Source organism: Marinomonas sp. ATLA20, assembly GCF_057180105.1.
The window spans coordinates 395,294-417,159 of the sequence record NZ_JBXUKU010000002.1; the positions used below are offsets into that span (position 1 = coordinate 395,294).

Annotated in this window: 21 protein-coding genes; 6 read left to right on the forward strand and 15 right to left on the reverse strand. The window is 43.2% G+C overall.

The features are described 5' to 3' along the window. The first annotated feature begins 31 nt into the window (after window positions 1-31). A complete protein-coding gene (locus tag AC2A4J_RS06240) occupies window positions 32-658 on the forward strand; it encodes a bifunctional 4-hydroxy-2-oxoglutarate aldolase/2-dehydro-3-deoxy-phosphogluconate aldolase (protein ID WP_255826247.1) in 627 nt (208 codons plus the stop codon). Window positions 659-753: 95 nt separating this feature from the next. Here AC2A4J_RS06240 and AC2A4J_RS06245 read toward each other — a convergent pair whose 3' ends face one another. The 5 genes from AC2A4J_RS06245 to rpsU form a co-directional block, all read right to left on the reverse strand. Next, complete coding sequence (locus AC2A4J_RS06245) at window positions 754-2,151, reverse strand: PhoH family protein (protein ID WP_255826245.1); 1,398 nt, start codon at window positions 2,149-2,151, stop codon at window positions 754-756. A gap of 346 nt (window positions 2,152-2,497) precedes the next feature. Continuing rightward, window positions 2,498-4,336, reverse strand: coding sequence for an RNA polymerase sigma factor RpoD (rpoD, locus tag AC2A4J_RS06250; RefSeq protein ID WP_484175339.1), 1,839 nt, complete (start codon window positions 4,334-4,336; stop codon window positions 2,498-2,500). Window positions 4,337-4,450: 114 nt separating this feature from the next. Next, window positions 4,451-6,451, reverse strand: a complete 2,001-nt coding sequence (dnaG, locus tag AC2A4J_RS06255; RefSeq protein WP_484175340.1) for a DNA primase — start codon at window positions 6,449-6,451, stop codon at window positions 4,451-4,453. A gap of 4 nt (window positions 6,452-6,455) precedes the next feature. Continuing rightward, on the reverse strand, window positions 6,456-6,902 hold the full coding sequence (locus tag AC2A4J_RS06260) for a GatB/YqeY domain-containing protein (RefSeq protein ID WP_255826239.1): 447 nt from the start codon (window positions 6,900-6,902) through the stop codon (window positions 6,456-6,458). Between the two features lie 185 nt (window positions 6,903-7,087). Then, window positions 7,088-7,303: a 30S ribosomal protein S21 gene (gene rpsU, locus AC2A4J_RS06265; protein WP_009835737.1), complete on the reverse strand. Its 216-nt coding sequence runs from the start codon at window positions 7,301-7,303 to the stop codon at window positions 7,088-7,090. Window positions 7,304-7,754: 451 nt separating this feature from the next. Between rpsU and tsaD the strand changes: the two genes are divergently transcribed. After that, window positions 7,755-8,792: a tRNA (adenosine(37)-N6)-threonylcarbamoyltransferase complex transferase subunit TsaD gene (gene tsaD, locus AC2A4J_RS06270; RefSeq protein WP_255826221.1), complete on the forward strand. Its 1,038-nt coding sequence runs from the start codon at window positions 7,755-7,757 to the stop codon at window positions 8,790-8,792. Between the two features lies 1 nt (window position 8,793). Next, window positions 8,794-9,159 carry a dihydroneopterin aldolase gene (gene folB / locus AC2A4J_RS06275; protein ID WP_212917910.1) on the forward strand — a complete coding sequence of 122 codons (366 nt, stop codon included), beginning with the start codon at window positions 8,794-8,796 and terminating at the stop codon, window positions 9,157-9,159. Window positions 9,160-9,197: 38 nt separating this feature from the next. On the opposite strand, the gene AC2A4J_RS06280 is transcribed toward folB, so the two are convergent. From AC2A4J_RS06280 to AC2A4J_RS06315, 8 genes are read right to left on the reverse strand one after another with little or no spacing between them, the layout of a single operon-like run. Then, window positions 9,198-10,295 (reverse strand): tRNA nucleotidyltransferase/poly(A) polymerase-related protein, encoded by a 1,098-nt coding sequence (locus AC2A4J_RS06280; RefSeq protein ID WP_255826215.1) that lies wholly within the window; start codon window positions 10,293-10,295, stop codon window positions 9,198-9,200. 6 nt (window positions 10,296-10,301) lie between these two features. Beyond that, entirely contained in the window at window positions 10,302-10,622 is a 321-nt protein-coding gene (glpE, locus tag AC2A4J_RS06285) for a thiosulfate sulfurtransferase GlpE (RefSeq protein ID WP_255826213.1), read from the reverse strand. Further along, the gene (locus AC2A4J_RS06290) at window positions 10,619-11,446 is read right to left on the reverse strand and encodes a symmetrical bis(5'-nucleosyl)-tetraphosphatase (protein ID WP_484175341.1); all 828 of its coding nucleotides are present in this window, start codon (window positions 11,444-11,446) and stop codon (window positions 10,619-10,621) included. Before AC2A4J_RS06290 ends, glpE begins: the two co-directional genes overlap by 4 nt. An 8-nt stretch (window positions 11,447-11,454) precedes the next feature. Further along, window positions 11,455-11,829, reverse strand: coding sequence for a Co2+/Mg2+ efflux protein ApaG (apaG, locus tag AC2A4J_RS06295; protein WP_255826209.1), 375 nt, complete (start codon window positions 11,827-11,829; stop codon window positions 11,455-11,457). Then, window positions 11,830-12,630 carry a 16S rRNA (adenine(1518)-N(6)/adenine(1519)-N(6))-dimethyltransferase RsmA gene (gene rsmA, locus AC2A4J_RS06300; protein WP_484175342.1) on the reverse strand — a complete coding sequence of 267 codons (801 nt, stop codon included), beginning with the start codon at window positions 12,628-12,630 and terminating at the stop codon, window positions 11,830-11,832. Continuing rightward, window positions 12,627-13,646, reverse strand: coding sequence for a 4-hydroxythreonine-4-phosphate dehydrogenase PdxA (gene pdxA, locus AC2A4J_RS06305; RefSeq protein ID WP_484175343.1), 1,020 nt, complete (start codon window positions 13,644-13,646; stop codon window positions 12,627-12,629). The genes rsmA and pdxA overlap by 4 nt, the downstream gene beginning before the upstream one ends. A gap of 9 nt (window positions 13,647-13,655) precedes the next feature. Then, complete coding sequence (locus tag AC2A4J_RS06310; RefSeq protein ID WP_484175344.1) at window positions 13,656-14,906, reverse strand: peptidylprolyl isomerase; 1,251 nt, start codon at window positions 14,904-14,906, stop codon at window positions 13,656-13,658. 2 nt (window positions 14,907-14,908) lie between these two features. After that, window positions 14,909-17,164 (reverse strand): LPS-assembly protein LptD, encoded by a 2,256-nt coding sequence (locus AC2A4J_RS06315; protein ID WP_484175345.1) that lies wholly within the window; start codon window positions 17,162-17,164, stop codon window positions 14,909-14,911. Window positions 17,165-17,292: 128 nt separating this feature from the next. Between AC2A4J_RS06315 and djlA the strand changes: the two genes are divergently transcribed. Continuing rightward, window positions 17,293-18,096 carry a co-chaperone DjlA gene (gene djlA, locus AC2A4J_RS06320; protein ID WP_255826199.1) on the forward strand — a complete coding sequence of 268 codons (804 nt, stop codon included), beginning with the start codon at window positions 17,293-17,295 and terminating at the stop codon, window positions 18,094-18,096. 16 nt (window positions 18,097-18,112) lie between these two features. Here the strand turns inward: djlA and AC2A4J_RS06325 are convergent, their stop codons facing one another. Continuing rightward, entirely contained in the window at window positions 18,113-19,099 is a 987-nt protein-coding gene (locus tag AC2A4J_RS06325) for a DUF3530 family protein (protein WP_484175346.1), read from the reverse strand. 89 nt (window positions 19,100-19,188) lie between these two features. Between AC2A4J_RS06325 and rpe the strand changes: the two genes are divergently transcribed. Further along, window positions 19,189-19,860 carry a ribulose-phosphate 3-epimerase gene (gene rpe, locus AC2A4J_RS06330; RefSeq protein WP_255826195.1) on the forward strand — a complete coding sequence of 224 codons (672 nt, stop codon included), beginning with the start codon at window positions 19,189-19,191 and terminating at the stop codon, window positions 19,858-19,860. Beyond that, a complete protein-coding gene (locus AC2A4J_RS06335) occupies window positions 19,860-20,540 on the forward strand; it encodes a phosphoglycolate phosphatase (RefSeq protein ID WP_484175347.1) in 681 nt (226 codons plus the stop codon). The genes rpe and AC2A4J_RS06335 overlap by 1 nt, the downstream gene beginning before the upstream one ends. An 84-nt stretch (window positions 20,541-20,624) precedes the next feature. On the opposite strand, the gene AC2A4J_RS06340 is transcribed toward AC2A4J_RS06335, so the two are convergent. Next, window positions 20,625-21,815, reverse strand: coding sequence for a mechanosensitive ion channel family protein (locus AC2A4J_RS06340; RefSeq protein ID WP_484175348.1), 1,191 nt, complete (start codon window positions 21,813-21,815; stop codon window positions 20,625-20,627). Window positions 21,816-21,866 lie beyond the last annotated feature (51 nt).

The following is a 21,866-nucleotide window of genomic DNA, read 5'->3' on the forward strand; positions in this document are numbered from 1 at the left end:
AAACAAAGAAGTCTTAAAAAAGGAAAGTCATATGACCACTTCTTATACTGCAGAGCAAGTAATGACAGCAACGCCTGTTGTCCCTGTAATTGTTGTTGATGATGTTGCGCAGGCTGTATCACTTGGTAAAGCACTTGTTGCTGGCGGTGTACCTGTTTTAGAAGTTACTTTGCGTACACCTGCTGCCTTAGAAGCGATTACTGCGCTTCGTAAGGAAGTGCCTGATGCCATTGTTGGAGCGGGAACGGTGTGTTCACGTGAGCAATATATTCAAGCGATCGAAGCGGGCTCTCAATTTATCATTAGTCCAGGAATGACAGCGGATTTATTGGCGGTAGGCAAAGAGTACGATGTGCCATACTTACCTGCTGTGGCAACGATTTCTGATGTTTTGTTGGGAATGGAATACGGATATGACCGTTTTAAATTTTTCCCAGCAGAAGTGAATGGCGGTGTGAAAGCATTGAAAGCATTTGGTGGTCCATTACCGCAAATTAAATTTTGTCCAACGGGCGGGATTGGTGCTGACAACTTCCGTGAGTATTTAGCATTGCCTAACGTGCTTTGTGTGGGTGGTTCGTGGATTGTCCCAACAGATTTGGTTCGTGCGGGTAAATGGGATGAAATTACTGAATTGGCGAAATCTGTCGCTCAGTAGTTAATCCATTCAGATCAACTGAATCTGTATATTGATAAAAAAGGGAGAAGAGCTTGGGCTCTTCTCCCTTTTTTGCGTGTTGGTGTTTGTTATTGTTATAGGTTCTCTTCAGCAAATTCAGCGAGTCGGCTTCGTTCTATGCCGTTGACGTGCATAATACTGGCGTATTTAAAGGATTTTGTTTTTTCGACTAAATAGGTTAAACCGGATGTCAGTGGGGTTATGTACTTGTTATCGATTTGTGCCAAGTTGCCAAGTACGATGATTTTTGAATTGCTGCCTACGCGCGTTACGATGGATTTGAGCTGAAACTGTGTTAAGCCTTGTGCTTCATCGATAATAATTAAAGCGTTGTTGAAGGAGCGGCCGCGCATGAAGTTCAACGATTTGAACTGAATGTTGGCCTTTTGTTTTACGTAATCGATACTGCTAAAAGAGTGCTCGTCGGCGCCGTGCAATATTTCTAGGTTATCATCAAATGCGGCTAGCCAAGGCGCCATCTTCTCTTCTTCTGTGCCGGGTAAGAAGCCAATATCTTCTGCCATTGGTGGAGTTGATCTAGCAACGATGATCTTATTAAAGCGCTTTTCCTCCATAGTGACTTGCAGTCCATAAGCTAAAGCCAATAGGGTTTTGCCTGAGCCTGCTGGACCTGTCATTACCATTAAGTCGGAGTTGTCGTGGCGTAATAGATAAAACGCCATAGCTTGCTCTAGATTGCGTGGTAGTATGCCCCAGAAATTTTGATTCATCAGATGTTGCTTGTTGATATCAAGCAAAAAGACGTGTTCTTGATCAAGATTGACTACAAATCCAATAAAATCTTCATCATCAACCACAAACATATTTAAATAGATGTTGGGTAAATGGCTTTTGTTAATGACGTGTACAGTGTGACGGCCATGGGCTTCGGTTTTTACACTTTCTATCGTTGACCAAAAACTTCCGTTGAACTGGGTATAGCCTTTGCTCATTAAGTCGAGGTCATCGAGAACCTTGTCTTTTCTATAGTCTTCTACGCGCTCTAGCCCAGAGCCTTTTGCTTTGATGCGCATGTTGATGTCTTTGGTTACAAGGCAAACAGAAGATCGTGGGTGAGTGGCCTGTAGGCTTAGTCCAACATTGATGATGCGATTGTCGTTGGCGTGGTCGTGATTGCCATTTAAAAAAGGTACGTTGTCAGTGAGGGTAATTTGTTGGTCCGGGTAGATAGCTAAAGAGCCTTCACAGCGTTTGGAGTCTGTGTCATTGCTAACTGTGCTGATTGGAACGCCTGCTTGCAGTTCCCGGGGTGTGGCATCGCCGACGATCTTATCAATGGTGTTGATTGCTACACGAGCTTCGCGGCTCACGTCTTTGTCTCTCCTGTCTTTAATGACATCTAACTCTTCAAGGACGGTCATAGGGATAACGACCTTGTGTTCGGCAAAAGCATAAATTGCTAACGGGTCGTGCAATAACACATTGGTATCAAGAACGTAGATTTTTTCCATAGAGTATTACTCCTGCAATGAACATGAAGTTTCTTTTGAAGGGCGAATGAACGAACTAAACAGATGGTACTTTGTGGCTTTGTGGGGAGCTGGGATTTCAGTTGGTACGAATCGTAATGTTATAGAAAGTAGCTGGCTAGATGTTGCATCTGCCAAGGGAGGGTAGAGAATTGAGTTATTTTGATTATGGTTTTGTAGCAAGCCAAACCTCACTGTCTTTATCCATACTCTAATCAGAGTGTATGACAGTTTTGTTGCTTATGCTTGTTCTAATGGGTTTTTTTAACATTTTTTGGTTATAAAAAAACCGCTGTTTATGGCAGCGGTTTTTTTATAGCTAATCGTATCATTCGTCTAAGAAGCTTCTTAGGTGCTCTGAACGGCTAGGGTGACGTAGTTTGCGTAGTGCTTTGGCTTCGATTTGACGAATACGCTCACGAGTAACATCGAACTGTTTACCAACCTCTTCAAGAGTATGGTCGGTGTTCATATCGATACCGAAACGCATACGTAACACTTTGGCTTCACGAGCGGTTAGACCAGCAAGTACCATCGTTGTTGATTCACGTAAGCCTTCAATAGTTGCGATATCAATAGGAGATTCAGCACCATCGTCTTCAATAAAGTCACCTAGGTGAGAATCTTCATCATCACCAATTGGTGTTTCCATTGAGATCGGTTCTTTAGCAATCTTAAGAACTTTACGAATTTTATCTTCTGGCATGTCCATGCGAGCAGCCAACTCTTCTGGCGTTGCTTCGCGTCCCATTTCCTGAAGCATCTGACGAGAGATACGATTCAGTTTGTTAATCGTTTCAATCATGTGTACTGGAATACGGATTGTACGAGCCTGATCGGCAATAGAGCGAGTGATTGCCTGACGAATCCACCAAGTAGCATAAGTCGAGAACTTATAACCACGACGATATTCAAATTTATCAACGGCTTTCATCAGGCCAATATTACCTTCTTGGATAAGATCCAAGAACTGCAAGCCACGGTTGGTGTACTTTTTCGCGATAGAGATAACCAAACGTAAGTTGGCTTCAACCATTTCTTTCTTAGCTCGACGAGCTCGAGTTTCCCCGATAGAAATGCGACGGTTGATTTCTTTTAGTTCTGCGATGGTCAGACCAGTGTCTTTTGAAACAGCACGAAGCTTGCGCTGGCTACGCATAAACTCGGCTTCGTTTTCTTCAAGAGATGCAGCGTAATCAGCACCAGAAGCAATTTGCTCCTTAAGCCAATCAGGATTTGTCTCATTGCTTGGAAAGCGCTTCAAAAACTCGGTTCTTGGCATGCCCGCTTTGCGTACACACACTTGCATGATAAGGCGCTCTTGGTCGCGTACTTTTTCCATACGCGAACGAACACGATCAATTAAATCATCAAACAGCTTAGGTACAAGCTTGATAGGAGCAAAGCTGATACTTAATTCTTCTTGCTTGCTCTTTACCGCTGGATCTTGTCGATTGCTATTTTCTAGCAAGACTTTTAGCTCTTCGTAAATGCGTGAAATATCATTGAAGCGCAGTGCTGTTTCTTCAGGATCAGGACCGTTATCGGTTTCTTCTTCGCTGTCTTCAGAATCATCATCGTCGTCATCACTGTCTACAGTGTCTTCTTCGATCGCAGGCTCTTCTGTTACGGCTTCCTCGAAAACAGGTTCTTCACCATCGCCATCGATGAAACCGCTAAATATATCGCTTAGACGGCCTTCTTCTTCCTGCACTTTTGCATAAGCATCTAGTAGTACGTCTACCGCACCTGGAAAGTAAGAGATAGCCGCCATGACTTCGCGTGTGCCTTCTTCGATACGCTTGGCAATCGCAATTTCGCCCGCACGAGTCAATAGCTCAACAGTACCCATTTCACGCATATACATACGCACTGGATCCGTTGTTCTGGTGATATCACCTTCTACTGCGGCTAGGGCGGCGGCAGCTTCTTCCGCTGCAGCTTCATCTGTAGCGTCACCTTCTTCCATAAGAAGGTTATCTTTATCTGGTGCAACTTCAGAAACCGTAATGCCCATGTCGTTGATCATGGCAATGATTTCTTCTACTTGCTCCGGGTCTGAAAGGTCATCAGGGAGGTGGTCGTTAACTTCGGAAAAAGTTAGGTAACCTTGTTCTTTACCCTTGGAGATCAGCTCTTTGAGACGTGACTGTTGAGTGTCTGGCATTCGACAACCTATCGTTAGAAATTCATTTGGGAGTTTAGCAAGCCGCGGATTATAACAAAATTATTCACTTTTATCCACCGAATCCTGTTTTTTTGAATGAAAATTAAACGCTGTTTAATGTTTTTTCTGTCTAATTAAATCCATTAAATTTCGCAGTTCTTGCTTGCTGCTATTATCCTTTATGGATTCGTTCCCCTGACTTTTCAACCGTGCAATGCTGCTATTTAATCCAAGATTTTTTTCTAATGCTAAAACCATATCAAGAACTTCTTGTTGCGCATTGGTGATTTTTTGCTTGGTTGTTGCATCTTGGTGGTTTAATAGTGCGTAAATAGACGATATTGTGGCTGGATCTGTTATTTCACCTAACAAATGTCCCGTGTTTTTATTAGGGTGTTTTGCGAAATATCTCCATATTTTGCAAAAGATCTGCAGCTCTTCATTGGCTTGATTTACCAATGGGTCTGGTAAATCAATGTCTTTCGCAATGTGTGGGTGCAGTAAAAGGCACAGTGAGGCTTGCTTGATTCGACTGAGACTCGGCGCTGCAGGTGGTAGTGCGGGCTCGTCGTTATAGAATTTCCCTTTAGAAAAAGGCTTTTTCCCAAATGGTTTTTTAAATGCGCCTTGTGTCTTGGGTTGAGCTGCTGGTGCGTTGTAATCGTCATGATGAAAATCATCATAACCACCATGAGAGGGTTCGTAATCGTAGTGGCTTAGGTCTGGTGTGTCGCCATCAAAATGTTGAACTTGCTGTGTATGGCTTTGAGGTGTTAGCTCGTGACCTTCCGTCGGTATGTGTTGGCGGCGAGTTTTGAAAACGGTGTTGCCTAGTGTTTCGCTATCTATGCCAGATTGGTCGCTTAATTGGCGAATTAATACCGAGCGAAAAGTTAGCTCTTTCGGAATTTGTTTGATCATCTCCATGGCATTGCGGGCAAACTGTGCTTCACCTTCTTCGTCGCCAAGGGTGACTTGATTTCGGGCGTGATCAAATAGAACGTGTGATAAAGAGGATGCGTCATCTAAGCGATGGTTAAAGGCTTCTTTACCTTCTTTTCTAACAAGAGAGTCAGGGTCTTCGCCCTCTGGCAAGAATAAAAAACGCACCTGTTTTTCATCTTGCATAACAGGAAGGGAAGCTTCTAGGCCTCGTATAGCGGCTGAGCGGCCAGCTTTATCGCCATCAAAGCAAAGTACAACCTTACTAACTAGTTTAAATAATTTGCGTATGTGTTGGCTATTTACGGATGTTCCTAGTGTGGCGACCGCATTGGTAATGCCGTGTTGAGCTAGCACTATGACATCCATATAGCCTTCGACCACAATAATTTGATCGAGTACAGGCGTGTTTTGCTTTGCTTCAAACAAACCGTAAAGTTCTTGGCTTTTTTGAAAAACTGGCGTTTCTGGAGAGTTTAGGTATTTGGGTTTTTCATCGCCAAATGCACGCCCACCAAAGGCAATAACTCGACCTCGTGAATCGCGTATAGGAAAAATAATACGATCACGAAAGCGGTCGTAATAATGGCCAGGCTGGTCTTTCTTTTCAATCAACATACCGCCAAGCAATAATTGTTCTTGGCTTTCTGCGCGTGTACCTACCTTTTTGAGTAGGTTGTCCCATCCTGATGGTGCGTACCCTAAGCCAAATACTTTGGCAATTTGACCAGATAGTCCACGGTCTTTGGATAAATAGTCGGTGGCCTTTTTCTTGTCAGGGTGCTGAGTTAATTGTTGCTGATAAAACTGTGAGCTTTCAGAGAGGCGTTTAAGTAGCTCTGCGTTTTGCTCATATCTATCTGGTGCGCCTTGTTCTCTCGGAACTTCCATACCAGCGTCTTTGGCGAGGGTTTCAATCGCATCGACGAAGTCTACATGATCATGTTCCATCACAAATGAAATGGCGTTACCGCCGGCGCCACAGCCAAAGCAGTAATAAAATTGCTTGTTGGGGTTTAAGCTAAAAGAAGGGCTTTTTTCATTATGAAAGGGGCAGAGGGCACTGTAATTTTGCCCGGTTTTTTTTAAGCTAATACGAGACGCAACCACGTCGGTTAAGTCGGTTCGAGCGAGTAGCTCATCTATAAACTGATCAGGAATGCGTCCCGCCATGGTATTAGCCTAATTGTGCTTTCACTTGTTTGCTGATCTGTGCCATGTCGGCACGGCCTTGTACTTGAGGTTTTACAATGGCCATAACAGCGCCCATTTGTTGCATGGAGCTGGCACCCGTTTCTGCAATTGCAGCTTTAACAATCTCACCGACTTCATCATCAGTCAATGGCGTTGGCAAAAATTCACTAATGATTACCATCTCTTCTTTTTCGACTACGGCTAGATCTTCGCGGCCACCGTCAATGAACTGTTGGTAGGAGTCTTTGCGCTGCTTGTTCATTTTATCTAACACGGCCAATACGCGTGCATCATCTAGCTCAATGCGTTCATCGACTTCAATTTTTTTACATTCAGATAAAATGGTGCGAATTACGGTCACACGCTGTTTTTCTTTGGCGCGCATCGCTGTTTTTAGTGTGTCTGAGATGTGTTTTTTTAATTCTGACATAGGATCCTCTTTAAATTCATGGTGCTTTAATTCATTGAGACGGTTGCTCGCGGTGTCGTGCTGGGGTCTCTTTGGAAACAAAAAAAACGGCTAGTTGCTTAACTAGCCGTTTTTTATAAGCCTAAATGTTAGAAACGTCTAGGCAAACATTTGTTCTTTAGCAAATTGCCAAACGGCAGATTGGCCTAGTACAAACGTTGGAATTTCTTCTGCTCACGAGAAACTTTCTTAGCGTGACGTTTAACAGCAGCGGCTGCAGCACGTTTGCGAAGAGTAGTTGGTTTTTCGTAGCATTCACGACGACGAACTTCAGCCAAAACACCTGCTTTTTCACAAGAGCGTTTGAAGCGACGTAGAGCGATGTCAAATGGTTCGTTATCTTTTACTTTTACAGCTGGCATGTTATTACCTTCAATAATATTTTTTTAAAGTTTAAGCATTCACAAAAACGGCGTGAATCATACCCGTATTTATTGGGCTTTCAAAGCGCGCTTTTGTTGAACAGAGTGTGATCCGCTATGGATCGATTTTTCTAGGCTAAAAAAAGCCCAACCCTGAACAGACTATTGTCGCGTCTGTAACTGTATTCATTCTTTAAGAGGGTGTTTGGATCGCCATATCATTTACATAAGAAGCACGAAATATAAGAAGTGCTTACATCAGTAGCTATGTGCCAAACTAGAAAAATCACCTGCCTTTTAATTTAAACATTTAAAACGCGCGCATTATAATGCTTTTACTTTGGCATGTCTAATTTCATTTGGGTAGTTTGCTAAGGAAGTCGCTCTTTGCTCTGCAATGGTCGAGATAGATAGGGTACAATGCGCTCAAATTATTGATGAGATTATTCTAATGAAAGTATTGGGATTAGAAACCTCTTGTGACGAGACAGGTATCGCGATTTACGATACTGAAAATGGCTTGTTGGCCCACAAGATTTATTCTCAAATAGCGCAGCATGCTGAGTACGGTGGTGTGGTGCCTGAATTAGCGTCTCGTGATCATGTTCGTAAGACCTTGCCTCTTATTGATGAAGTATTACAAGAAGCGGGAATGAAAAAGTCAGAATTGGATGCGATTGCTTATACCAGTGGCCCAGGTTTGGTTGGTGCTTTGATGGCTGGCGCCACAATTGGTCGCTCTTTAGCGTATGCGTTAGGTATTCCTGCTTTGGGTGTGCATCACATGGAAGGTCATCTTTTAGCGCCTATGTTAGAAGAGTCTCAACCAGCGATGCCGTTTATTGCTTTACTGGTTTCTGGTGGGCACACTCAATTGGTTCGAGTGGATGGTATTGGTGAATATCGTTTATTAGGTCAATCACTTGATGATGCCGCTGGTGAGGCCTTTGATAAAGCGGCAAAAATGATAGGTTTACCTTACCCCGGTGGCCCACAGATAGCTGCCTTGGCAAAAAAGGGTGATCCAAAGTCAGGGTTGAAATTCCCTCGCCCTATGACTGATCGCCCAGGCTTGGATTTTAGTTTTAGTGGTTTGAAAACGGCGTTTTTGACGGCCGTTCATGATGCATTGGATAACGATCGTTGTGATGAGCAGTTTAAAGCGGATGCCGCATTAGCGTTTGAAACCGCAGTGGTTGATACCTTGGTAATTAAATGTCGTCGAGCTTTGGAAGCGGAAGGGCTGAAGCAACTAATTATTGCCGGTGGCGTAAGTGCAAATCAGCGCTTACGTGAACAGCTTGAAAGCCAGTTGAAAAAAATTAAGGCCAGTGTGTTCTATGCGCGACCAGAATTTTGTACCGATAATGGTGCTATGATCGCTTATGCAGGTGCGCAGCGTTTAGTAAATGGTCAATCTTCGGAATTGAGTTTATCGATACGTGCCCGCTGGCCTTTGTCTGAATTGCCATCTTTGAAGGAATCTTAATATGAAAGACTTGGTCTTTATTGAAGGTCTCAAAACGCAGGCCGTAATAGGCGTGTATGAGTGGGAAAAAAAGATTCAACAGGATTTAGTGTTTGATTTGGAAATGGAGCATGACAACCGAGTTCCAGCTGAAACGGACGATCTTGCTAAGACGCTAGATTATGAGGCTATCTCAAATTATATTCTGGCATTTTGTGCTGAACGTCAATTTGAGTTAATTGAAACCTTGGCCGAGCATTTAGTCGGAGAGTTGATTGGGCAGTTTAAGTTGAATGCTGTCACCTTGACCTTGCGTAAGCCGGGTGCTGTTTCTGCAGCGCAGGCAGTTGGCGTGAAAATTCATCGAAAGTCTGCCGTCACTTACTAGTTGTTAAGCATTCGTAAGTGAGAGCAGGTGGTCCAGTATTAGGATATAAGTGGCGATAGGGTTTTATCTAACGCTTCGGCGCGTACCTTTTTCAGTGCTTGGCCCAGTTCAGCGCCGCTTAAGCCTTGTTTAATTAAACCAGCCGCATTGATTGTCGCCGTTGTGTTTCGTAGTAGTTGCCAGTGCTCAATTTTGCTATTGGTTAAATGGCTTAAAACCTCAATCAGTAATATAAATGGTTGAGGTTTTTTTATGGCATTAACAGACGTTAACCAGTTTTCCCACGCAACAGAATCCATCGGAATGCATTGGTTTTCTAAAAAAGAGCGGGTTTGTTCTGCGAGAATCTTAAACTGGTTGGGGCAACGAATACGCTGATGAAGTTGAGTAAGTTTTGCTAGTGGTGTGTCTTTACAAAGAATGGCCCAGCGCTGAGCGGGTGTCAGCTCTACCTGATTTAATGTGTCTGTGAGTGTTTTATTGTTCCCCCAAATAAATCCTGGAAACAGGGTTTCTAATGCATTTGCTTCTTTTAAAACAGAGAAAAAAACATCGGCATGGCGAGTGGTTAGTGCTTTTTCTAGCTCTTTCCAAATACGTTCTGCACTCAATGTTGATAGTTCACCTGAGTCGCTAATTTTTTGCATCAAAGATAGGGTTTCTGGTGCGATGGTAAAGCCAAAATGTTGGAAGCGTGCTGCAAAACGAGCGACTCGTAATACGCGTAGTGGGTCTTCTATGAAGGCTTCGGATACGTGACGAAACACTCGGTCGAGCAAGTCTTGTTGACCATTAAATGGATCGATTAAGGTGCCATTTTTATCTTGTGCGATGGCGTTGATGGTCAGATCTCGTCGCTCTAAATCTTCTTCTAAGCTGATATCTGGAGAGAAATCGCAGATAAATCCAGTATAGCCTTCGCCTTGCTTTTTTTCTTTGCGGGCAAGGGCGTATTCTTCTTTGCTTTTAGGATGTAGGAAAACAGGAAATTGTTTTCCTACTTGTTGAAACCCTTTTCTTTCAAGCTGTTCTGGTGTTGCGCCTGTGACGACCCAGTCATGGTCGATCACTGGAAGTTCAAGTAGCGCGTCTCTGACAGCGCCGCCTACGAGGTAGACTTGATAAGAGGGTGACATTGTTATTTAGTTACCTGTCTCGCATTGGTCTGGGAACATTGCGCTCCATTGACTAAAGCCGCCATTTAAAGAGTAAACTTCTTTAAAGCCCTGAGAGGCTAGGTATTCTGCCGCACCCTTGCTGCTATTGCCGTGATAACAGCAGACAATAACGGGTTGGTTTTTATCTGTGTTATCAATGAAATTTTGAACGTTGTCATTGGTAAGGTTAATAGCATTTGTCATGTGGCTATTTTCAAAGCTAACCAAGTCACGGATATCTACGACAGCAGCGTTACTTTCAATGATTGGTAGAGCGTCAGCGATGTCGATACAAGTGTAAGTCATGAGTTCTTCCGATTAATTGTGCAAGGTGTACTGAAGCGATGTCTGTCTTCAAGGCGTAATGCGGTCAGGCTCCCACCCCAGACGCAACCCGTATCAAGTGCATGAATGCGTTCTTTCTGGGTTTTGCCTTCTAGTGCGGCCCAGTGACCGAAAACAATGTGGCAGTTTTCAGGTACGTTTGTTGGGTAGTTAAACCATGGTGCGTAGCCTTTCGCGGCTGTGTTGATGCCTTCTTTTGATTCTAGATCGAGCTTACTGCTTTCATCGCAGAATCGCATGCGAGTTAGATAATTGGTAATCGCACGAAGGCGATCCAGCCCTGTTAGGTCGTCGCTCCATTTATTTGGCTTATTACCATACATGGTGGCAAAAAATTCATCAACACTGTCTGATTTCAGTTTATCTTCGACTTCTTTGGCTAGAGCTTGTGCCTGTATTAAATCCCAGCAAGGTGGAATACCTGCATGAGTCATAACGGTATTAAGTTGCTCATCATAATGAAAGAGAGGTTGATTGCGTAACCAATTCATCAAATCATCACGATCGCCAGCAGTGAGTATTTCTGCCAGCGTATCGCCACGTTTCAGCTTTCCGTAGCCATGAGATACAGCGAGTAAATGAAGGTCATGATTACCTAAAACTACGGTCGCATTATTGCCTAAAGATTTGATGAAACGCAGTGTTTCTAATGATTCCTCACCGCGGTTGATTAAATCCCCAGCGAACCAAAGTTTATCTTGCTCGGGGTGGTAATTGATTTGTTCTAATAGCTGAACAAGAGGCGTCAGACAGCCTTGTAAATCACCAATAACATAGGTTGCCATAGATAGCCTCAGTGAACCTGGTTTGGAACGGACAAGGTGAACGGACGAATAGGGGCTTTGAACTCTGTGCCATCATCGGCCAGAAACTGATAGCTGCCTTGCATGCTACCAACCACAGTTTCCATCACTGTACCGCTGGTGTAATGAAATGATTCACCAGGTCCCAAATATGGGTATTCTCCAATGACGCCGCTGCCTTTGACTTCTTGAACTTGTTCGTTGCCATCAGTGATTATCCAATGACGAGTTTGAAGCTTGGCTGATTCGGTTCCGCAGTTGGTAATAGAAATATGATAAGCAAATACATAGCGTGACTCAGCTGGTGTTGATTGGTTAGCTAAGTATTCTGTGCGAACGGAAACCACGACATCATATTTTTGCATTTACCCTTCCTTTTTGAGGACGTAGTTGGTGATTCGAACAAAGTCTTCTACGTCTAATCTTTCTGGACGCAGTGTTGGATCAATGTTCAATGCGGCAAAATCATCATTGTCTAACACGCCTTTATAGTTATTGCGCAGGGTTTTACGACGCTGCTGGAAGCCGATTCTTACCATATCTTCGAGCATTTTGATGTTGTTTACTGGGTAAGGCAGCGTTTTGTGTGGCGTCATTCTGACAATCGCAGAATCCACTTTCGGCGCGGGGTCAAAGGATTCTGGCCCAACGATGAATAGTGATTCGACAGCGCAATAATACTGAGCCATAACACTTAAACGACCATATAAGCTGTCGCCAGGGCGTGCTGCTAAACGATCGACAACTTCTTTCTGAAGCATGAAGTGCATGTCTTCAATAGCATCCGCTTGGCTTAATAAGTGAAAAATAAGCGGAGTTGATATGTTGTAAGGTAAGTTGCCTACAACGCGAATAGCTTGTTCTTCTGTTCTTAGGGAGGTGAAGTCAAACTTCATCGCATCGGCTTCATGAACAGTAAGTTCAGGGAAGCGAAACAGATTCACTTTTAAAATAGGGATCAGGTCTCGATCAAGCTCAACGACATCCATGCGCTCAGTGACACTGATAATACCTTCCGTTAGTGCGCCTTTACCGGGCCCGATCTCAACGATACGCTGACCTTTTTTAGGTCCAATACAGGCTACAATGCGTCGAATAACACCGTGATCATGAAGGAAGTTTTGGCCGAATCTTTTTCTGGCTTTATGGGGTTGTGGTTTGCTCATTTAGAAAACTTTTTCGCGTTATTTGCCATGTTAATAGCATGTTGAATGGCCACTTTAAGGCTGCCGTTATTTGCTTTGCCTGTGCCAGCCAAATCAATGGCTGTGCCGTGGTCGACGGATGTCCGAATAATGGGTAAGCCTAAAGTAATATTTACGGCATTACCAAAACCTGAGTATTTTAACACAGGTAAGCCTTGATCGTGATACATAGCCAAGGCGCAGTCGGCATCATTTAGGTATTTTGGTGTGAACAGTGTGTCTGCTGGTAGCGGTCCTATTAGGTTTAAACCCTCTTGGCGCAGCTTATTGAGTGTCGGAATGATAACGTCAATTTCTTCTCGGCCAAGGTGACCATCTTCACCTGCATGAGGATTTAGCCCACAAACTAAAATTTTAGGTTGTGCAACGCCAAATTTCTCTTGGAGATCTTGGTTTAGTGCTTTCACTACAAGGCTTATACTTTGTTCTGTAATGGCTGCAGAAACATCTTTTAAAGGTAGGTGAGTGGTTACTAGTGCTACCTTCATAGCTTCTGTCGCTAGCATCATGACAACATGAGGAGACTGGCATTGGGCTTGAAAGAACTCAGTGTGCCCAGAAAAGTGTACACCGGTTTCGCACAAAATACCCTTGTGAACAGGCGGCGTAACAATGGCATCAAACTCTTTTCGAATGCAGCCTTCTCCCGCTTGTTTCAAGGTTTCTAAAACATAGGCTGAGTTGGCAATATCCAGAGTGCCTGCCATGGCTTTTTTCGCCATTTGTATTGGCAAGACGCTAATAGTGCCTTGCTTATGTGCTTTGGCATCTTCTGGTTTGTTGAGTGTTTGAATGTCTGCCGTAATACCTAAAGCTAACGCTCTTTCTTTCAGTAATTCTGGGTCCGCGAGGATAATTAAACGAGCAGAGAACGTCTGCTCGTTTAAAGCCGTTAAAATAATATCTGGGCCGATACCTGCGGGTTCACCAGAGGTAATGGCAATAATGGGGAATGACTCTACCGGATTATGTGCCATTGTTTTCTCTTATTTTTTAATGTCAATAAAGGCGTCAGCACGTAGCTCATCAAGCCAATTGCCAAGCACGATATCTTGTTTCTGTGCCATTAAAGCGCGTTCTGCATTGCTACGTTTCACTTTGTCGCTGATGTCGGCTTCACGGCGGCCTTCAACTTCTAATATATGCCAGCCAAATTGTGTACGGAATGGTTTGCTGATACCTCCGACACTGGTTTTTTTCATCATGTCTTCAAACTCTGGGACCATTGTACCTGGGGTAACCCAGCCCAAATCACCACCTTGTAGTGTTGAGCCTTGGTCTTCGCTATATTCTTTGGCTAATTGAGCGAAGTCCGCACCGTTTTCTAACTTTTTATAAAGTTCATCTGCAAGGGCTTTGGTTTGATCCATATTTCGTATTTCATTTGCCCTAACTAGGATATGTCGTGCTTTGGTTTGTTGCTGTAAGGTGACATCTGGAGAGCGCTTTTCAATTACCCACAATAGGTGAAAGCCTGCATTACTTTGTAAGGGGCCAATTAGTGGGCCTTTTTCTGTTTCTAATGCTCGTACAAATAGTGGTGGCAACTGATTGAGTGGACGCCACCCCAAATCACCACCTTCAATGGCAAATTGGCCATCTGAGTTTTCAATCGCTTGTTGAACAAAGTCATTTTCAGAATTTATGTTTTTGGCAATGCTATTGATTTTTGCTGCTGCTTCTTCGGGGTTGCTTGCGCGAATAAGTAGATGGCGCAGATGTGCCTGATCTTTTTCTTTTGTGATACTAGTGTCTGAGCTGAGATAGTCGTTAATTTCTTGGTCAGAAATAGCGATACGCTTTTTAACAATTTCTCGTTTTATGTTGTTAATTAGGATTTCTTGTTCAATTTGCTCACGGTAACGTGTGTAATTAATACCTTTGCTTGCAAGGACATTCTTTAAGCCTTGTAAGTCAAGGTTCATATTTTTCGCTACGCCTAGGATAGCATTGTCCACTTCAGAGCTAGAGGCTCGCATGCCGACTTTGCGAGCATAATTGACCTGCAATGCTTCATCTATCATTTGGTTGAGTATTTGGCGGTGAATATTATCAGTCATTACGCCGCCAGGAACTCGATCTTTTACAATCTGAAAGCGGCTCACGATGTCGCTTTCTAAGATAGGTTTAGAGTCAACAATGGCTGCTATACCGTCAATTTTTGTAGGTTCTGCATGTAGAGCTTGCAGGGGGATTAATATCAGTAGAATGAAAGAAATAAAAGAAAACAACTTCATGATTAATATCCAACTTTTCCTTGGTTCCAATAGTCATCCGCAATATTGTGGCCATTGCTGTTAGCGCGACCTACACTGCTTAAACTACGTAAAATAAATTGTAAAAATATGCCTCTATCAAATTCATTGTCATCATTGAGCCAATCTTGATAACTCATTGATACCTTGATACAGCAGTTTTCATAGCCTAACCCTATAATCTCTTTGGTGGAGTCCTCTCTTAAGAAATCGTAGGTATATTGTGTATACATGGACCAATTTTGGTTGATTGGAAAAATGGTTCCTATGCTGGCTTGCTTAGCGTCGTCATCTGAATCTGTATTGTTGATCGAGTACAAATAACTTAAGTTTATTTTGATATCGTCAACGGGTTCCATGGATGCAATGAGTTGAGCCAAGTTTACTTCGCTATCGTCAAGGTTATAATTCATATTTCCCGTTAGGCTGTAACGATTGCCATTGTAATTAGCCGATGTTAGTAGGTCACTGCGCTTTGAATCTTCTACAGCCGAGCCTTTGACTGTATTCCCACTAATACCAACATAACGGTCCTCTAAATAGAAGATCTGACCGGCTTTAAACGACCATTTTTCATTATTGTTTTCATCATACAGACGGCTTTCTAAACCAAGCGTAACTTGTTCGGTATCACCAATGCGGTCATTGCCGTTAAAGCGGGTATGGCTAAACGCCTGAGAGTACGTCATCGTTGGTTCGCTTGCATCAAAAACAGGAATTTGATTTTGTGCTTGGAATGGGGAATTCAAGTAGCTTAAGCGAGGTTCAAGGGTTTGTCGCCACTTTGTTTGATTGTCTAAATAATGGCGCTCAAAAAGCAATGATGAATCAAGGTAGCTACTAGCATGTCCGACAGAGACGCTGCTGTCTGTATTACTTGTATAGCTGTGAAGGTTGTAATCTCGATATTGAGTCAAAATACCCGGTGTAAGACGCCACCAAGCACCACTTAAATTGAGCTTGAGGTCTCCCTTTAATGCTGTGCGTTTGCCATCGAAATCATCTTCGGCCGGATCATGGAAGTCAGTGTATTGAGCATCTATGTCTATGCCTAAAAAAGAGTTTGCTAGGCGATATGAGCTATCAATGCGCGGCAACCATTCAAATGGCTCATCAATGGTATTATCTGGTGTTTGATAAGTTAAATAAGTGACTTTATTGAGAAAGTTTCCATTATTAAAGCTAAAATACGCGCTACGCTCATAATGATCTTTTTCACCAATCGAGGTGTTGTTTGCTTCTGGAAATTTGTTTTTGGTTGGGTTGTCTTCTAATAAAAATCCAGCGTTGAAATATTGATTGAACTTTTGTGTTGTTGTTAACTTCAGAAGAGTTTGCTGACCTTCGTCGTTATCAGAGAAAGTGGATTGTTCATATGTCGTTTCACCATACGGGCTTAAATGACGAAACTCTAGGTCAATTCCTTCTCCCTTGTTTTGGATAAATTGTGGCGTGATTGTAGCATCGTAGTTTGGTGCAATATTCCAATAAAAGGGTGCTGAAAAGCTAAGGCCATCTGTCCCTGAATAGCCAAAGCTAGGGAATAAAAAGCCAGTTTGGCGAGTGTCGTTTATTGGGAAGCGCAGCCAAGGAAAATAGAAAATAGGCAGTTCACCGATACGAATTTGTACGTGCTTTGCAGTGCCAAATCCACTTTTTGTATCCAGTTTAATTGAGCTACCAAACAGCTTCCAGCTTTCTTGATTGGGTTCGCAAGTTGTAAAAAAGCCGTCTTCGATAAACACAACGCCATCTTGGCTATGAGATAAGGACTTTGCTTCTATACGAGCGCGACTGTCATAGCTAAGGAATTTTGCGTCTTTGAATTTCGTTGGTTCATTATCATTGTCGCCAATATAACTGCTTGAACTGCGTATTAGTTGGTTTTCACCACGTAGGGTTACATTGCCAGTAGCTCGATAATACTGATTTGGGATACCTTCTATTTTGTTCGCAGACAAAGTAGATTGTGGCTGTAAGATTTCGGCAGCCCCTTGAAGGTGAATAACCCCATTTTTATCGCGAACAATAAGGTCCGCTTTGAGGTTTGTCCCTTTGACGTCGTTCGTTTTCCAGGCGTTAATATAGGATCCCTGACAATACTGACTTAGCTGCGCTTGCTGCTCCGTCGTTAGGGATTCTCTGGGCGTCCAGTCCCATTGATCTGCTTGCGCGTGTGCAAGAGGCAATATGAAAAGACTTTGAAAAAATAAAGCGTAGGTGCGTAAATGCTTAACCATGCAGGGTATACTTGTCGCCAATAATTATTGTCCGAAATCGGATGCTGCCCATAAGCGGATCCACGTTATAAGACAAATGATAATCTAAGCAGGCCCGTAGGGGCTACCGATTCTGGAGAAATATCTTTATGTGGAAAATTGTTTGCGCAATTTTGGGTTATATTTTAGCGGGTTTTTTAGGCGGTCTGCTTGGCTTTATTGTCGGTGGTGTCGTTGATAGAGCACAAACTGGCGGTGCTTTCGGCAGTATTCGTGGTCGTGCTGATATGCGTCTTCAGCAAGAAACATTTTTTCGTACATTATTTTTGTTGATGGGACGATTAGCTAAGTCAGATGGTCAAGTTTCCGAAGCTGAGATCCAATTAGCGCAATCTGTCATGCAACGTTTACGATTATCGCCTGCCGCTCAAGAGCAAGCTAAGCAGTTATTTAATGAAGGTAAATCAGACAATTTTGACCTTGCATCTGTTTTAAGTAACTTTAAGCAAGTTGTCGGTCCTGGTGATTTAACTCGTACTTTATTAGAGGTATTGCTGGTATCTGCTTATGCAGACGGGCATTTTAGTGTTGAAGAAAAATCATTTGTGTCACAAGTTTGTGCGTATCTTGGTGTGTCTGTGGCTGAGTTTGAGGCGCTACACATTCAGGTTAAGCAGCAGGCTCACTTTAGACAAGGTTATCAGTCCTCTTCTAATGACTCCTCGTCCAATATGGGGTCAAAAGATCTGTTGAAGGCAGCCTATGAAGCTTTGGGTGTGACGCCAGAGATGAGCGATGCCGATATCAAAAAAGCTTATCGACGTCTCATGAGTAAAAATCACCCTGACAAGTTAAGCTCAAAAGGTTTGCCAGACGAAATGATTGAGTTAGCAAAAGAACGAACTCAAGAAATTCAGTCCGCTTATGAAATGGTCAAGAACGCGCGGAAGTAAACGTGTTTTTAAATTGTTAATTGTTTATGGGGCTTTCATAGAAAAGCCCTTTTTTTGCGCCCGGTAGTGACTTTCGTTGGTTTATTTGGGTGGTGTTCTGTTTTAAAAAGCCACGAACCCGCTGGACTAACAATTGTTTGTTGTTTTTTCCATTGACCCTATCTGGTAGGGCGTCTATCTGGATGAATTCGCCGTTTCTATCTGTTCTTTGATTAGCGGCTTGTTTGCGCCATAACGCAAACTGATCGTTACCTGTTTTGTTTACATAATAATCTAGTATGGGCAGAGAGACTTGGCGAATTTTTTGTGCGACCTCATAGTTGGATAGGTTTTTTGGTGCTTCTATGTCAATAAGTGCTAATGCGTCGCCTGCATTTGGATTCGCCACTAAAAAACTGAGAGCGTAACTGGCTCCTGTGCCATAACCTAGAAAAACGAATTGATCGACGTCTCGCGTTTGAGCATTATTAATAGCGGCTTGAATACGAGCAAAAACGATTGCTTGGTTAGGCAATTCAGACGCTGTCGGTTGTGTGTTGTTTGCTAGTGGTGTGTCTATTTTTACAGGCTCTGCACGTTTGATTATGTCGGGTACTTCAATAGATAAGGTGCACCAACTGTATTCGGGCATGGCGTTGCGTAACGGTGCGATGGCATCAGGCCAATCAGGGTGTTCATTGTCTGAATGCAGCATGATCACACAGCCTTGAGTTGAACTGGTGAGAGATTGTCTATAAAGAGCAAGGAAAGGCGCTCCATCCGCTTCTAAGGTTTGTATTTGGTGGTCGAGTCGCCTTATTGTTAACGAGGTTTTTAGCGCATCAATCCGAGAAGCTTGAGGCTTAGGGATAATATAGTCTTTGTTGTTTTGTGTTGGTGTGTATTGTTGTTGGGTTGATGGGGCGTTAGGCGTTGCTTGAGATTCTTCAGCCAAAAGACTTGACGTTGTGCTCAAGGAAAGAAGTGCAATGATAGCGTGACGCAAAGCAGTAAATTTATTCATTGTTTTCAATACTTCTTTTAAAGGCCTTGTTAAAATACGGTCTAAATTTTCATTATGAGACCTTTATTGTGTCACTGCTGGAGTCAGATATGAATGATTTTATCATTGCCCCTTCTATCCTTTCTGCCGATTTTGCTCGATTAGGCGAAGAGGTCGATAATGTCTTGGAGGCTGGAGCCGACATCATCCACTTTGATGTGATGGACAATCATTATGTTCCTAATTTAACGATTGGCCCTATGGTCTGTAAAGCGTTACGCAAGCATGGTGTAACTGCTGACATTGATGTACATCTGATGGTGAAGCCAGTAGATCGTATGATTGGCGACTTTATCGAGGCTGGGGCGTCTTTTATTACGTTTCATCCAGAAGCCAGCGAGCACATTGATCGCTCTTTGCAAATGATTCGGGACGGTGGGTGTAAGGCGGGTTTGGTATTTAACCCCGCCACGCCTCTTGAGCATTTAAAGTATGTGATGGATAAAGTTGATATGGTTTTGCTAATGTCGGTTAACCCAGGCTTTGGCGGTCAATCTTTTATTCCTGGTACTTTAGATAAATTGCGCGAAGCTCGTGCTCTGATTGATGCCAGCGGTTACGACATTCGTCTTGAAGTGGATGGTGGTGTTAGTGAAAAGAACATCGCTGAGATCGCGCGCGCTGGTGCAGACACGTTTGTGGCAGGCTCAGCTATTTTTGGCAAAGATGATTATAAATCAGTCATCGATACAATGCGCAAAGAATTGGCGAGTACACGTTAATGAAAACACCTAGCTATTTCTCTAAGTGGTTTGATGGTTGGCCAGCACTTGTTTGCTTGGACCTTGATGGTACCCTAGTAGACAGCGTGCCTGATATCGCGGGTGCTGTGGATGCTTTTTTGGTTGAGCTTGGTGCAGCGCCTGCAGGTGAAGAGCTTGTCCGTGGCTGGGTTGGCTTTGGTTCAGCTAAGTTGATTATGCAAGCGCTTGAGTGGGCGGAGATTGATTCGGCTCGACATGAAGAGGCGTATCGGATTTTTCTGACACACTATCATGCGCATTTGACCGACGGCACGACGCTTTACCCCAATGTGAAAGCCTTGCTAAAAGCTTTTAAACATAACGGTGTTCCTGTTGCTTTGGTCACTAACAAGCCTAGCGTGTTTGTTAAGCCAATGTTGGATCATTTTGAATTGACAGAGCAGTTTGGTTGGTTGTTGGGTGGTGACACCTTAGAAGAGAAAAAGCCATCCGCTATGCCTTTACTGCATTGCAGCGAGTCGATTGAGGCGTTGCCTGAAAACTGCTTAATGATCGGGGATTCCATTACAGATTATAACGCTGCAAACAATGCTGGCTTTAAGTGCGCCTTGGTGACCTATGGTTATCATCAAGGTGTTGATCTTGCTGGATTAGGTGCTGATGCGATCATTGATGATTTAGCCGAGTTGTTGGTCTGATTCAATCTTTGCTGAGAAAAATAAAGGGGTCAAACTGCTTTTGGTTTGCCCCCTTTTTTGTGCTTAAGTGTATATTTTAATGGATTACTTTGAGTCCTGATCGTTCGCAGGCTGTTGTGTTGGTTCTTGTTCTTTCTGTGACTGCTTTGCTGAATTCTGCTCAGATGGTTTTGATTGCTCTGACAACAGTGTCATTCGACTATCATTCGCCATATGAACCGTATGGGTCGGGAAGGCAACTTCAGCGTCATGTGATTCAATAATCTGCATGGCTTTGAAAAGTACATCTTGTTTAACGTCATGAAAAGTTCGCCAATCTACGGTTTTTGTATAAGCGTAAATGAAGAAGTCTAGAGACGATGGACCGAACTGGTTAAAATTCACCATATATATTTCGTTGGTGTCTAGGTCTTCATGGTTGGCAATCATCTCTTTTATCTCAGATAGGACAGTTGAGAGAAGGCTAAAGTCGCAATAGCGGACACCTATGGTCTCGTTAATGCGGCGATGGGACATGCGAGATGGGTTTTCGACTGAAATTAATGAAAAAGTTGAATTAGGCACATATAAAGGGCGTTTATCAAAGGTACGAATACGGGTTTGACGCCAGCCTATGTGCTCTACGGTTCCTTCAATGTTTTTGTCAGGTGAACGAACCCAGTCACCAATAGCAAAAGGGCGATCTAAGTAAACCATTAACCCGCCAAAGAAATTAGCCAGTAAATCTTTAGCAGCAAAGCCTACGGCAATGCCGCCTACACCGCCAAATGCTAATACCCCAGAAATGCTATAGCCTAGAGTCTGTAACGCTACTAATACGGCGGTAATAATGACTGTTGCTCGTAACAGCTTGCTGATTGCGCTGGCTGTTGTGTAATCAACGGTGGTTGAAATTTTATTTGAAGTCGTTAGCGTTCTTTCACTTTCGGAGATGCAGCGTAAAACAAACCAGGTTAGCAGGGCAATAATGCCGACTTCGCGGGTCGCCTTAATGAAAGATATGAAGTTAGGGTCTAACTCTTTGCCAGATATCTCTGCCGCGACGCTTAACCCTGCTAACCATATGAATACACCAATTGGTTTTTGCGCAGCGTGAATTAAAACGTTATCCCAAGGTGTTTTGGTTTTTTCTAGTTGTTTGTCTATGCGCATTAAAATGCGAGTTGCAATAAAGTTGATGGTGAGAGTGGTCAGTACCACTAAAAAGACTCGAACGATCCAGTGCATCTTAGTATCACCCAGACCTAAATATACTTGCATTGTTTCCCAGTTCATTATTATTTCTCTATACCTTTGTCTTGTTCGTGAGTGGTTCGAAAGTTACAT

Excerpts from the sequence above, each read along its gene's own strand:
- glpE (WP_255826213.1), bottom strand. The coding sequence starts at position 10,622 with ATGACTTACACTTGTATCGACATCGCTGACGCTCTACCAATCATTGAA.
- AC2A4J_RS06290 (WP_484175341.1), bottom strand. The coding sequence starts at position 11,446 with ATGGCAACCTATGTTATTGGTGATTTACAAGGCTGTCTGACGCCTCTT.
- dnaG (WP_484175340.1), bottom strand. The coding sequence starts at position 6,451 with ATGGCGGGACGCATTCCTGATCAGTTTATAGATGAGCTACTCGCTCGA.
- AC2A4J_RS06260 (WP_255826239.1), bottom strand. The coding sequence starts at position 6,902 with ATGTCAGAATTAAAAAAACACATCTCAGACACACTAAAAACAGCGATG.
- rpe (WP_255826195.1), top strand. The coding sequence starts at position 19,189 with ATGAATGATTTTATCATTGCCCCTTCTATCCTTTCTGCCGATTTTGCT.
- tsaD (WP_255826221.1), top strand. The coding sequence starts at position 7,755 with ATGAAAGTATTGGGATTAGAAACCTCTTGTGACGAGACAGGTATCGCG.
- djlA (WP_255826199.1), top strand. The coding sequence starts at position 17,293 with ATGTGGAAAATTGTTTGCGCAATTTTGGGTTATATTTTAGCGGGTTTT.
- rpoD (WP_484175339.1), bottom strand. The coding sequence starts at position 4,336 with ATGCCAGACACTCAACAGTCACGTCTCAAAGAGCTGATCTCCAAGGGT.
- AC2A4J_RS06315 (WP_484175345.1), bottom strand. The coding sequence starts at position 17,164 with ATGGTTAAGCATTTACGCACCTACGCTTTATTTTTTCAAAGTCTTTTC.
- rpsU (WP_009835737.1), bottom strand. The coding sequence starts at position 7,303 with ATGCCAGCTGTAAAAGTAAAAGATAACGAACCATTTGACATCGCTCTA.
- apaG (WP_255826209.1), bottom strand. The coding sequence starts at position 11,829 with ATGCAAAAATATGATGTCGTGGTTTCCGTTCGCACAGAATACTTAGCT.
- folB (WP_212917910.1), top strand. The coding sequence starts at position 8,794 with ATGAAAGACTTGGTCTTTATTGAAGGTCTCAAAACGCAGGCCGTAATA.
- pdxA (WP_484175343.1), bottom strand. The coding sequence starts at position 13,646 with ATGGCACATAATCCGGTAGAGTCATTCCCCATTATTGCCATTACCTCT.
- AC2A4J_RS06240 (WP_255826247.1), top strand. The coding sequence starts at position 32 with ATGACCACTTCTTATACTGCAGAGCAAGTAATGACAGCAACGCCTGTT.
- AC2A4J_RS06340 (WP_484175348.1), bottom strand. The coding sequence starts at position 21,815 with ATGAACTGGGAAACAATGCAAGTATATTTAGGTCTGGGTGATACTAAG.
- AC2A4J_RS06335 (WP_484175347.1), top strand. The coding sequence starts at position 19,860 with ATGAAAACACCTAGCTATTTCTCTAAGTGGTTTGATGGTTGGCCAGCA.
- AC2A4J_RS06245 (WP_255826245.1), bottom strand. The coding sequence starts at position 2,151 with ATGGAAAAAATCTACGTTCTTGATACCAATGTGTTATTGCACGACCCG.
- AC2A4J_RS06310 (WP_484175344.1), bottom strand. The coding sequence starts at position 14,906 with ATGAAGTTGTTTTCTTTTATTTCTTTCATTCTACTGATATTAATCCCC.
- rsmA (WP_484175342.1), bottom strand. The coding sequence starts at position 12,630 with ATGAGCAAACCACAACCCCATAAAGCCAGAAAAAGATTCGGCCAAAAC.
- AC2A4J_RS06280 (WP_255826215.1), bottom strand. The coding sequence starts at position 10,295 with ATGTCACCCTCTTATCAAGTCTACCTCGTAGGCGGCGCTGTCAGAGAC.
- AC2A4J_RS06325 (WP_484175346.1), bottom strand. The coding sequence starts at position 19,099 with ATGAATAAATTTACTGCTTTGCGTCACGCTATCATTGCACTTCTTTCC.